11 protein-coding genes are annotated in these 11,704 nt (G+C 59.9%); 7 read left to right on the top strand and 4 right to left on the bottom strand.

From position 1 onward, the window contains the following. The coding region (locus VMN77_06830; GenBank protein HTN43496.1) for a transporter at nucleotides 1-497 on the top strand (497 nt) is incomplete at its 5' end. On the opposite strand, the gene corA is transcribed toward VMN77_06830, so the two are convergent. Both corA and rpmB read right to left on the bottom strand, forming a co-directional pair. Next, a complete protein-coding gene (gene corA / locus VMN77_06825) occupies nucleotides 494-1,462 on the bottom strand; it encodes a magnesium/cobalt transporter CorA (protein ID HTN43495.1) in 969 nt (322 codons plus the stop codon). The two genes, VMN77_06830 and corA, sit on opposite strands and share 4 nt — an antisense overlap. A 213-nt stretch (nucleotides 1,463-1,675) precedes the next feature. Then, complete coding sequence (gene rpmB / locus VMN77_06820) at nucleotides 1,676-1,867, bottom strand: 50S ribosomal protein L28 (GenBank protein ID HTN43494.1); 192 nt, start codon at nucleotides 1,865-1,867, stop codon at nucleotides 1,676-1,678. A gap of 178 nt (nucleotides 1,868-2,045) precedes the next feature. Between rpmB and recG the strand changes: the two genes are divergently transcribed. The 4 genes from recG to VMN77_06800 all read left to right on the top strand — a co-directional run bounded on the left by recG (nucleotide 2,046) and on the right by VMN77_06800 (nucleotide 6,459). Further along, nucleotides 2,046-4,505, top strand: coding sequence for an ATP-dependent DNA helicase RecG (gene recG, locus VMN77_06815; GenBank protein HTN43493.1), 2,460 nt, complete (start codon nucleotides 2,046-2,048; stop codon nucleotides 4,503-4,505). Between the two features lie 121 nt (nucleotides 4,506-4,626). Further along, nucleotides 4,627-4,959: a hypothetical protein gene (locus tag VMN77_06810; GenBank protein ID HTN43492.1), complete on the top strand. Its 333-nt coding sequence runs from the start codon at nucleotides 4,627-4,629 to the stop codon at nucleotides 4,957-4,959. A 7-nt stretch (nucleotides 4,960-4,966) separates the two neighbouring features. Next, nucleotides 4,967-5,908 carry a Ppx/GppA phosphatase family protein gene (locus VMN77_06805; protein ID HTN43491.1) on the top strand — a complete coding sequence of 314 codons (942 nt, stop codon included), beginning with the start codon at nucleotides 4,967-4,969 and terminating at the stop codon, nucleotides 5,906-5,908. Between the two features lie 23 nt (nucleotides 5,909-5,931). Then, nucleotides 5,932-6,459: a peptidylprolyl isomerase gene (locus VMN77_06800; protein HTN43490.1), complete on the top strand. Its 528-nt coding sequence runs from the start codon at nucleotides 5,932-5,934 to the stop codon at nucleotides 6,457-6,459. Between the two features lie 201 nt (nucleotides 6,460-6,660). Here the strand turns inward: VMN77_06800 and xerD are convergent, their stop codons facing one another. Together xerD and ilvA are read right to left on the bottom strand one after the other, a co-directional pair. Next, a complete protein-coding gene (xerD, locus tag VMN77_06795) occupies nucleotides 6,661-7,548 on the bottom strand; it encodes a site-specific tyrosine recombinase XerD (protein ID HTN43489.1) in 888 nt (295 codons plus the stop codon). A 2-nt stretch (nucleotides 7,549-7,550) separates the two neighbouring features. Beyond that, nucleotides 7,551-8,696: a threonine ammonia-lyase gene (gene ilvA, locus VMN77_06790; GenBank protein ID HTN43488.1), complete on the bottom strand. Its 1,146-nt coding sequence runs from the start codon at nucleotides 8,694-8,696 to the stop codon at nucleotides 7,551-7,553. Between the two features lie 186 nt (nucleotides 8,697-8,882). On the opposite strand from ilvA, the gene VMN77_06785 reads away from it, so the two are divergent. Together VMN77_06785 and VMN77_06780 are read left to right on the top strand one after the other, a co-directional pair. Continuing rightward, nucleotides 8,883-10,796, top strand: coding sequence for a penicillin-binding protein activator (locus VMN77_06785; protein ID HTN43487.1), 1,914 nt, complete (start codon nucleotides 8,883-8,885; stop codon nucleotides 10,794-10,796). Between the two features lie 158 nt (nucleotides 10,797-10,954). Beyond that, a complete protein-coding gene (locus VMN77_06780; protein HTN43486.1) occupies nucleotides 10,955-11,680 on the top strand; it encodes a site-2 protease family protein in 726 nt (241 codons plus the stop codon). Nucleotides 11,681-11,704: the final 24 nt, after the last annotated feature.

Here is an 11,704-nt window from a genome sequence, read left to right as displayed (position 1 = left end):
TTCGTTTCATCAAGGGGCGTGAAGCGAATCCGGTTTCAATCGCCGGACAATTGTCCGTGAAATTTCCGAGTTGCAACAAGGACAAGGCCCTGTCCCTGGAATGCACGGGCGAGCCCGATGTGGGGATTCGCGCGATCGCATCGAAGGAATTTTTCCCCGTGACGGTTCATCTAAACCTGGGGTACCTCTTTGTCGGCAATCCACCCAATAACAGCTTGAACGACATCCTGACCTACAGTCTGGCCTTTGACTATTTGACGACGGCCGATAATCTTCACGTGGTGGGCGAGTTGGCGGGACAGTCCAACCGGTACCCCAAGTCATCGGGCCTGGCCTCCGGGCTTTCGGCCGACACATCGGCGGACCCGCTCTCGGCCCTCGTCGGCCTGCTGTACGATCTGGACACCAACAAGGCGCTTACCGTGTCGTGGAGCATGGGATTGACTCAGGCCAGTCCGGACTATGGATTATCGGCGGGTTTCCGTTACCTTTTCTAGATCCACTTTTTCCTGCGGAAAAACCACAGCATCACAACAACGATTCCAAGCATTGCCCCGATCGTTATGTAATAGCCGTAGCGCCATTGCAATTCGGGCATGTACTTGAAGTTCATTCCATAGATTCCGGTGATGACCGTGAGGGGCATGAAGACGACGGTGAGCGCCGTGAGAATTTTCACGACCTCGTTCAAACGGTTGGACACCATGGAGATGTAGGCCTCCAGGAGTCCGGTCGTAAGGTCTTTGTAAGATTCCGCCAGGTCGTTGATCCGCACGAGATGATCATACACATCGCGGAAATAGATGGCCGTCCGTTTGTTGACCACCGTGAACGGGTCGCGGCTCAGCCGGTTGAGGATTTCTCGCTGCGGACTGGTGACCCTCCGAAGGGCCATCCCGTCCCGTTTCAGCGTGAATATCCGGTTTAGGGTTTCCTTGGTGGGGGACGCCGTGACCTCGCGCTCGAGTTCGTCGAGCACTTCGTCGAAATCATCCAGGATGGGGAAGTAATTGTCCACGGTGCCGTCCAGTATTTCGTAAAGGAGGAAATCCAATCCCCGTGACATGGTGAGGGAGTTTTTCAGGCACCGTTCTTTCGTGCGGTTGACGCTGCGGGACAAGGGCTGGTGATAGGAGACCAGGTAGCGCTTTCCCAGGAAGAAATTGAGCTCGACCGTTTTGAACGTTCCCGGCGCCTCGCCGCTCCGGGCGCCGTGCAGCACCAGAAATAAATAGTCGCCGAAGTCGTCCAGTTTCGGAAGATGGGATTCCCCGACGCAATCCTCGATGGCGAGGGGATGAAAATTAAAGACGGAGGATAGAATCTGGGTCTCTTCCTCGGTCGGCGCCTCCAGATCGACCCAGACGGACTCGGATTCGTCCTTCAGCAGGCTGGGTAAGGACCCGGAATCCGTGATCCTCCTTAGGCCGTTTTGTTTTGAGTAGGTAAAAATCTCGATCATCGTTTGTAGGGACTCGCGTCGCCACCTTCCCGATGCGGGGGCCCGTTCGGGCTTCGCACTTCCGGCGCCCCCCGGCACTCGGACGGGCTAAGCCCGTTCCTCGCTTTCAACGGCGGAGCGGCTCGACTGAGCTCGCCGAAGTATCCCCCTCCCGCCCGCGCGGCTGGCCGGGACGTTCCACCCGGCCGCCCGTCGGGCAGTTGAAATCAAATTTCAGACGGCTTTCTTCACCCACCCGGAACGAATGCAACGGGTGCAGACTTTGATCCGCCGGGTTGTCTGGTTCACGAGCGCCTTGACGGATTTCAAATTCGGGTAAAAGGGGTGCTTCGTCTTGTTATGGGCATGACTGACCTTAAAACCGACGGTCTTTCCCTTGCCGCAGATTGCACAAACGTAGGCCACGGACGGTCTCCTTTTCGTTATTCTTATTCATGATCATCGCCCTTGCAAAACCCATTGTCGGTGTTGCAGAAACCAATTGACTATGTTAACATAACGTCCGTCGCGTGACAAGAATTATTCTCCAAATTCTCCCGAGGCGCAACACAACGCGTCTTACCAAACCCCGACCCTCTTGCCTATGATGAGCAAAGCGGAAACGCTGGAGGCCATCCTCGACCGTATTCAGAAACCGATCCGATACGCCGTTCAAAAGAACTTCGCCCATCTCATGAAGATCCAGGGATTGGCCGGGTTTGTGACGCAACAGGTCCAGGCGGCCCTCGCGCAGACCCTTTCCGAAGAGACCGCGCGGGACTGGGCGCGCCTGAAGGATCTTTTTACCGATTACGACCAACTTATCGAAGGGGCGCGGCGGGACCGTTTGCGAAGGGCTCAGGAGCTTTTGGAGATCCTCTCCCAGAGCGGCACGGCTTGTATTGGGCCGGACCCGCCCCGGGTTCCGGATCCCTCCGGCCTGCCTCCGGATGCCGTTCTATGGGACCGTCCGATTCAATACCTTAAAGGAGTGGGTCCAAAACGGGCCGAATGGCTGGCCCGGTTGGGAATCAAGACCCTGGAGGATTTCCTTTACTACCTGCCCTGGCGGTATGAGGACCGCAGCCGTCTCAAATCCATCGCCCAGGTAATTCCCGGTGAAGAGCAGACCGTCTGCGGGGTGGTTCAATCGACCCATCTGACGATCACATCCCGTCGCGGGTTTAAAATCATTGAAATGCTGCTGGGGGATGAAAGCGGCTCCATCCTCGTCAAATGGTTCAATCAGCCCTATTTGCAAAAGCGGTTCAAGACGGGGCAGAGGCTCATGCTTTTCGGAAGGGTGGCGGTAAATCCCCGCCGGGGCCGGGGCCTTGAAATTGAAAACCCGGTTTACGAGTTTTTGGACGACGAGACCCCCGCGGTCGGTTTGCACAGCGGCCGGATTGTTCCGATCTATCATGAGACGCATGGATTGACCAGCCGTCCGGTCCGGTCGCTCATGAAGACGATCCTGGAAGAGTATGCGCCGGGGCTCCGCGAAATGCTCCCGCAGTCGGTTCTCAAGGCCCATCACCTCATCCCGTTATCGGAGGCCTTGCCCCGTGCCCATTTCCCGTCTGCGGGAACTTCTCTGGAGGTGTTGAATCAGGGTCGCAGCGACGCCCACCGCCGGCTGGCGTTTGATGAATTATTTCTTCTCCAACTCGGCCTGGGCTTGAAACGGCGGGAGACGGCGGAGGAACCCCGGGGAACGGCCTTTGATACGGAGGGCCCGTATCTGAGGCGGTTTCTTGAGGGGCTCCCGTATCGACTCACGTCGGCCCAGTCGGCCGTGCTGGGAGAAATCAAGCGGGACATGGCCCGTCCGCATCCGATGAATCGTCTTCTTCAGGGGGACGTCGGATGCGGAAAAACGGTTGTCGCATTGGCCGCGATGGTGATCGCGGTTGACAACGGCTATCAGGCGGTTCTCATGGTACCCACCGAGATCCTTGCGGAACAACATTACCTTTCCCTCAAGCGTTGGTTCGCGCCCTTCAAACGACCCTGCCTTCTTCTGACCGGCGGTCAATCCAAAGGAGAATCGGCGAAGGCCCTGAGATTCGCGGCCTCCGACGAGCCGGCCTTCGTCGTGGGAACGCATGCATTGATCCAGGGGGAGGTGCGCTTCGGCCGTCTGGGCCTCGTGGTCGTGGACGAGCAGCACAAGTTCGGCGTGATGCAGCGCGCCTTGCTGCGGGAAAAGGGATACCATCCCGATGTCCTCATCATGACCGCCACGCCCATTCCACGGACCTTGGCCTTGACCGTTCACGGGGATTTGGATCTTTCGGTGATCGACGAGCTGCCCCAAGGACGGGCCCCGATCGAGACCCGTCTCTGCTATGAATCGAAACGTTCCCAGGCTTATGCCCTTGTGGCCGAGCAGGTGGCGCAAGGGCGTCAGGCCTACGTGGTTTACCCGATCGTGGAGGAATCGGAAAAGACGGATCTTAAAGCGGCCACTCAAATGGCGGACCATTTGCAGCGCGAGGTGTTTCCTTCCATGACGGTCGGTTTGCTTCACGGACGGATGCGGATGGATGAGAAGGAAAGGGTCATGGAGGCCTTCAAGAATGGACGGATTCAAATATTGGTGGCCACGACCGTGATCGAGGTCGGGATCGATGTTCCCAATGCAACGGTGATGGTCATCGAGCACGCCGAGCGGTTCGGCCTGTCGCAACTCCATCAACTTCGCGGCCGGGTGGGCCGGGGGCGTCACCGGTCCTATTGCCTCCTCCTGGCCGCCGCACGGGTTTCGGAGGAGGGCCGGCGTCGCCTGAACACCATGGTCCGGAGCCACGACGGCTTTGTGATCGCCGAGGAGGATCTGGCCATCCGGGGTCCCGGCGAATTTTTCGGGACGCGCCAGTCCGGCCTGCCCGAACTTCGGGTCGCCAATATTCTCCGGGACGCAAAGTTGCTGGAAGCGGCGCGCGAAGAGGCCTGGAAAATGCTTTCGAGGGATCCGCAATTGACCCGGCCCGAACATGCCGCGTTGAAGGCCGCGCTGGCGAGGAAGTGGAAGGGGAAGCTGGAGCTGTTTACGGTCAGCTGAGGATAACTGGACTGAAAGGGCCGGCGAAGGCGGCCCCGCGGCGCCATCCTCAAAAACCGTGCTCCCGTGCGATGGGGCGCTTCCTTGATCTTCGCCCGCTTTTTGGGTAGGATACAAAGCCATGATTCCATGGTCACGCATCAAAGAGGATCTCTATAACGGCCTCTCGCGTTTACGAAGCGGGTTGCTGACGACGACCGTCTATTCCTCCCAGGAGATCGACCGTCTGAAGTTTCGTTATCGGCTCCAATCGCTTGAACGGCAATTAACCGGAGCCTACCGCGCGTTGGGGAAATACGGCCTGAGCCGACTGCAGGAAGGCCACCCGGACCTCCTGAAAGAAAAAGAATGGCTGAATCTGATCCAGGATATCGACGCGAAGCGCGCCGAGCGGGAAAAATTGATTGCGGAACGGGATGCCTTTGACCGGGAAGAAACCCAAGATAAAACATAGAGCAAACGTGACACTGGCCGGGATCGATATCGGATCCAATACGCTGCGTTTGCTGATCGCCGGGCTTCAATCGGTTCAGGGACGGATCCGCATCCGCTCGATTTTCGAGACCCGCCGGATCACCCGGTTGGGAGAAGGGATCGTGGACAGCGGTCGATTGTCGACCTCGGCCGTGTCGCGGACCCTCCAGGCGCTCAAGGAGTTCCGTGCCGCCATTTCGGAGCACCCGGTGGACCGGATCGTCGGGGTGGCCACGAGCGCGGTTCGGGAGGCCACCGACCGGACGTCGTTTCTGGATCGGGTGAAGGAGGAGACCGGGCTGAATATCGAGGTGATCTCGGGAGAGGAGGAGGCCCGCCGGACGCTGCTGGGTGTGCGGTACGGATTGGAGGAGGACGATCAAAATCTTCTGGTCCTCGATATCGGCGGCGGAAGCACGGAGTGGATCGTTGTAACGGGCGGCCGGATTCAGGAAATGAAGACCTTGGACATCGGGGTTGTCAAACTGACGGATCGTTATCTCGCCGCCGATCCGCCGTCCGAAAACGACCAAAAACGGTTGATCCGGGCCGTTGAAGAGCGCCTGCGGCCGATGGCCCCATCCATCGGCCATTGGTCCGGACATCGCCTTGTCGGGGCGGCCGGGACCGTGACGACCCTGGCCGCCCTGGAGCTGGGACTGAAGACCTACGATCCCTCGCGTGTCCAGAACATGCGCCTGGGTTTCGAGTGCGTCGAGGCCTGGTATCGCAAGCTCGTCGGGATGACGCTGGACCAACGACGGGGTCTGGCCGGTCTTGAGAGGGGGCGGGAGGATCTGATCGTGTCGGGCGCCGCGCTGCTGTGGGTCGCGATGCGCATGGCCGGGGCGAAAGAGGTGGTGGTGAGCGATTACGGATTGAGAGAAGGTATATTGATCGATTGGTTTGAGCGCAACGTCGCAAGGTGATTTAACCATAAAGGGGAAGGACGATGAAGCGGAACTGGATTCTGGCGATTGTTGTAGGAACACTAACCCTTAGCGCGGGCGGTCTGGGGCTTGTCTTTGAAACGACCTGGGCCCAAGGAGGTAGACCTGTGGTGACCATTGAAACGGACAAGGGAAATATCCTCTTCGAAATGTATCCGGATGTGGCGCCCAAAACCGTGGCGCGAATCACGGAGTTGATCAAACAGGGTTTTTATAACGGGCTGACCTTTCACCGGGTCGAGCCCGGCTTCGTGATTCAGGGCGGGGATCCCAACGGAAATGGAACGGGGGGATCGGGAGTCAAGCTCAAGGCCGAGTTCAACAAGAAGCCGCATCTCCTCGGCACGGTCGCCATGGCCCGTGCGAGTGATCCGGACAGCGCCGACAGCCAGTTCTACATCTGTCTCGGTCCGCAGCCCTTCCTGGACGGCAAGTACACGGTCTTCGGACAGGTGACCGACAAGGCCAGTCTCGACGTCATCCAGAAGATCCAGCGGGGGGACGTCATGAAAAAGGTGACCGTCAAGTAGGTATCCGTGACTCGCGCCGCCAGTTGAATTTAACCGGCGAGCAAGGCGAGCGAGAGGGGGAAGCTCCACCCGGCTATGGCCGGTGGAGGAAGCGAGGATCGGGCTGTGCCCGTCCGAGCGCGGGGTGTGGGGGCATCGGAGGAGCGAAGCCCGCACGGGCCCCCACGGATAATGGCGGCGACGCAAGCCCCTGGGACAGCATCACCCCCTCGGATGGAGTTGCCGATGGATCTGTTTCAGGCGATGACGGGTCACCTCCGTGTAGATCTGGGTGGTGGAAAGGTCGGCGTGACCCAGCATGGCCTGGACCGAACGCAGGTCGGCGCCCCGTTCCAGGAGATGCGTCGCGAAGGAGTGCCGCAACATGTGGGGTGAGACGGAGCGCTTGATGCCGGCCCGTCGGACGTAATGCTTCAACAGCTTCCAGCAGCCCTGCCGCGTCAGGCCGTCTCCGGACCGGTTGAGGAAGACCCGGTCGGAACCCCGCCCCTTGGCCAGTCGGGCCCGGGCGGTTTCCAGATACGTCTTGAGCTTTTGAAGCGCCATGGCGCCCATCGGGATGATCCGTTGCTTGCCGCCCTTGCCGGTCGCCAGGACGTATCCTACATCGGTATTAACGGCCTGCAGCGGCAAGGTCGTGAGTTCCGAGACGCGCAGTCCGGTGGCGTATATCAACTCGATCAGGGCATCGTCCCGCACCGCCGAGGGCGTGGGTCCCTTGGGAAGATTGAGCAGGCGTTCCACCTCCTCCAAGGCCATCGTCTTCGGCAATCGCCTCCAGTCGCGGGGCGATTCGATGTTCTGAGTGGGATCCGTCTGGAGTATTTTTTCCTGATTGAGAAAACGGTAAAAATTGCGAAGGGTCGCGATCTGTCGCGAGAGGGAGCGGGAGGAGAGGCCGTTTTGTTTTCGGGCGGCCAGAAAATCAAGAAGGTCCCGGCGGGTGACGTCTTCCAGGCGGTTCGACGCTCGGGCCTTTAGGAATTCCGAGTACCGTTTCAGATCGGCGCCGTAGGATTCGATCGTGTTCGAAGAGAGACCCTTCTCGACTGTCAGGTACTGCAGGAATTGTTGAATCCGTTCGTGCATCGTTAACGCGGGGGATAGCCGTTGCGCTTGAGATGGTTCATGATCCGGCGGTTATGTTCCCTCCCCCGCGTTTCAAGAGAGAGCCCCACCCGACTCTGGGTGAGAGGGAGCCCGGCCGAGAGACGGTCGTGAACGATGTGGAGGATGTTGGCGCCCATCTCGCCGATGGCGGAGGTCAGCCCGGCCAGGGCTCCGGGACGGTCGGACAGGACCACCGAGAATCGCAGCAGACGGCCGCTTCGGACCAGTCCCCGGTCGATGATCCGCTCCAGAAGGGTTACGTCGATATTCCCGCCGGTGATCACGAGACAAACGGGACCCCGAAGCCCGCGCCCGTGGTTCAAAAGCGCCGCCAGGGGAACGGCCCCCGCGCCCTCGGCGATGATTCGCTTGTGCTCGATCAGCCGCAGGACGGCCTCGGCGATCTCATCCTCCGCGACGCGGATCGTCCGATCCAGGTAGCGTTCCAATAGCGGCCGTGTTATCCTTCCAAGGGATTTGACGGCGATGCCGTCCGCCAGGGTCGGACGGGCCGGGGCGGTCACGCCGACAACTTGGATCCCGGGTTTAACCGTTTTCACCGCCGTCGCGATTCCGGACGCGATGCCGCCTCCCCCGATGGGAACGAGGATCGTCCGAACGTCCGGCCGGTCTTTTAATATCTCCAGCGCGATGGTGCCCTGGCCGGCGATCACCGCCTCGTCATCGAAGGCATGAACGAGAATCTTTCCTTCCCCCCGCGCGATCTCCCTTGCTTTTTCCATGGCCGCGTCGAAGTCTTTTCCGTGAAGTATCACCCGGGCGCCGTAAGCCCGGCTGGCCTCCTGTTTGGCGATCGAGGCCCCTTCGGGCATGACGATCGTTGCGGAAATGCCGTGCGTTCGAGCCGCCAGGGCCACGCCTTGCGCGTGGTTTCCCGCCGAGGCCGCAACGACGCCGCCCTGTCGCTGTTCCGGCGTCAGTTGAGCCATCCGATTAAATGCCCCGCGAACCTTAAAGGATCCCGTCTTCTGAAGATTCTCGAGCTTCAAAAAAACCGGCACCCCCGCCTGCAGGCTCAGCGAGCGGGAGGGAACCAGCGGGGTCGCGTCGATGGAGGATCGGATGGTTTTGTGGGCCCGTTTGATCTCGGCGATTCCAATGGACATGGGATGAGGATCCTTTTGGGAGTGCGGTCGTTTTATCCCCGCCACTATAAATAAAATCTTCATAAAATACAACCCGCGTTCGATCCGTTCTGTTGACAAGGTGGTCGGCTTACCTTATAGTGACTAAGAGCGAAGATGACGGCGAAGATATCGAGGGTCCCGGGCGTGCAAGCGGGGGCAGGAATTTTGGCGGTTTTTCTGATTTCGGGCGCCCTGCTGGCGACGCCGGTAGGGGCCCAGACCCCGCCCGCGGCGGAGCCGCAGCCGCCCCCCGCGACCGAGCCGGCGGGTTCTCCCGATACCGAGGCCAAGGAGTTGTTGGACAAGGCCGTTGCGGCCGCCGGTGCGGGGGACCTGGAGCAGGCCCAGCTCGCCTATCAATTGTTGCTTACGACGTATCCGCAATCGCCCCTGAAGGATCAGGTCTATTTCGGATTGGCCCAGATCGATCAGCAGCAGCAGAATTATGCCGATGCCGTCGTCCAGTATCTAAAGTTGATCGGGGAATATCCCGATTCGCCCTTGGTCGAGCGGGCCCGGCATGAACTGGCCGAGGCCTATATCAATCTCGGGCAGTTCGACAGCGCCATTCCCATCCTGGAACGCGAGAGAAGCCTCAGTCCGGATCTGGCCGCCCGGCAGGCGTTGACCGACCGCATCGTGGACGTATACCTCAGGAAAAAGGACCGCGTCCAGGCCGTCAACGAGATGTTGAAGAAGGAGACGAGTCGGGAGGAGGACAAACAGGCGGTCGAAACCCGGGTGCAGGAGCTTTTGGATCAATGCTCAAGGCCCGAGCTCAAGGAACTGATCCGTCAGTACCCCAAGGGATATCCGGGCGACGCGGCCCTTCTGAAGCTGGCCGATCTTTACGAGTCGTCCAAGGAATATTTTGAAGCCGAGCGCGAATGGCGCCGTTTTTTGTCGATCTATCCCAAGCACCGGGCCGTTTCCAAGGTGCGGGGCCGGCTCATCGCCATCAAACAGGTCTATCTCGGCCATCAGCACCTGATCGGCGCCATGCTGCCGTTGTCGGGGCGGCTGCAGCCCTTCGGTCAGCAGGTGCTCAATGGAATCCGGCTGGCATTGGACCCCGCATCCAATCCGGTTTCCGAAAAATTTGTCGCAGTCGTCGTGAAGAACACGGAAGGGGAGGCCGCCGCGCTGCAGAACGGATTGGATGAGCTGGCGCGGGACTACCGCGTGAGCGCCATCATCGGACCGATGCTGAGCCGTCAGGTGGCCGCCGCGGCTCCCCGGGCGGACGCCTACCGGGTTCCGTTGCTGACGCCGGCGGCGTCGCAGGATTGGTCCAGACCGTGGAAATATGTGATGAGGAATTCCGTGACCAATCGACAACAGGCCAGCGAGATTGCGGCGTACGCCGTCAACACGCTCCATTTAAAGCGCTTCTGCATCCTCTATTCCGATGACGGGTACGGAACGGAGATGATGCGGATTTTCTCGGACGCGGTCACGAAACTGGGCGGCGAGGTCATCGCCCGGGCGTCCTACGACCCGCAGACCACCGATTTCGGACCGCAGATCAAATCCCTCAAGGAAACCGATCTCGCCAAATACGGGGTGCAGGGCCCGCCGCCCCAACAGAAGGGGGAAGTGCGGGAATACAAGCCCGGTTTCGACGCGGTCTTTCTTCCGAGCGATTACGATCAGGCGGGGCTGATCGCGGCCCAGCTGGCCTTCTATAATATTCAAGGCGTGACGCTCCTGGGCACGAACGGTTGGGACTCTCAGGATCTATTCCGGATCGGGGGGAAATATATCGACGGGGGGATCTTTGTGGACGGTTTTTTCCCCGGCAGCTCCGAACCGCAGGTGCAGTCCTTTGTGGAACGCTATCGCGCCCGTTATAACGAGGAGCCGACGCTTCTGGCGGCCCAGGGGTTTGACGCGGCCGGCCTGATTCTCCGAGCCCTGCAACAGGGCGCCGCGACCGGCGAGGCCGTGCGGGAATTCCTCGGCCGGGTTCGAAACTTTACCGGAGTCACCGGGCCGATCGCTTACACACCGGACGGGGATATTTCGAAGCGGCTTTTTGTGATACAGGCGAAGGACGGCAAATTCGTCCAGCTCAATTAGGAGACGGTACGCTGCGGTCTCCTCTCGGGTATTTAGCGTCTGCGGGAATCGGTCCAGCGAGCCCGGCGAGCGAGAGGGGGAGGACTTCGACGAGTTCAGTCGAATCGCTCCGACGGACTCTGCCAGCGGAGGGGGCGACGTAAGCCCCTCTTATAATAATGAATCTCGATCATATCGTTCAGGAAATTTCGATCTCGGCCATTCCGATCCTTCTGGCCGTCGTTTTTCACGAAGTGGCCCACGGCTGGGTGGCGAACAAGCGGGGAGACCCGACCGCCCGGCTGATGGGTCGCCTGACGCTCAACCCCTTGCCGCACATCGACCCGGTCGGTACGGTCATCATCCCGATCTTTTTGTTGATCGCGACCAAGGGCAGCTTCGTATTCGGCTACGCGAAACCCGTCCCGGTGAATTTCATGAATCTCCGCCGTCCCAAGGAGGACATGGTCTGGGTGGCCGGAGCGGGTCCGGCCACTAATTTACTGCTGGCGGTCGCCTGCGGGTTCCTGTTTCGTCTGATCCTGGCGGTCGATCCGAGTCTGCTTCAACATCTGCGTTTCGGAGGGGAGGCGTTCACCTGGAAGGACCCGTCCGCGATGATCCTGGATCCGGTTTTATACATGCTGCTCAAGGGGGTGCAGTGGAACGTTGTCCTGGCGGTCTTCAACATGATCCCCATCCCGCCCTTGGACGGCGGGCGCGTCCTGGTCGGACTGCTTCCCGACCGGCAGGCGGCGGCCTGGGCCAGCATCGAGCCGTTTGGTTTTTTTATTATTATTGGCCTGGTTTTCTTGGATCCCTTCGGTTTCTGGTCGCAGATCATCTCGCCGCTGATCATGAACGTGATGATATGGATCCTGGGGGTTCACTCCTTCTTTTTTTAAGACCGATCGAACAGGAGGCCGCCG

It is taken from the genome of Nitrospiria bacterium, from assembly GCA_035498035.1.
Lineage (GTDB): Bacteria > Nitrospirota > Nitrospiria > JACQBZ01 > JACQBZ01 > JACQBZ01.
The sequence above is the reverse complement of the archived record's forward strand: the minus strand, read 5'-3'. Positions and strand labels throughout refer to the sequence as shown.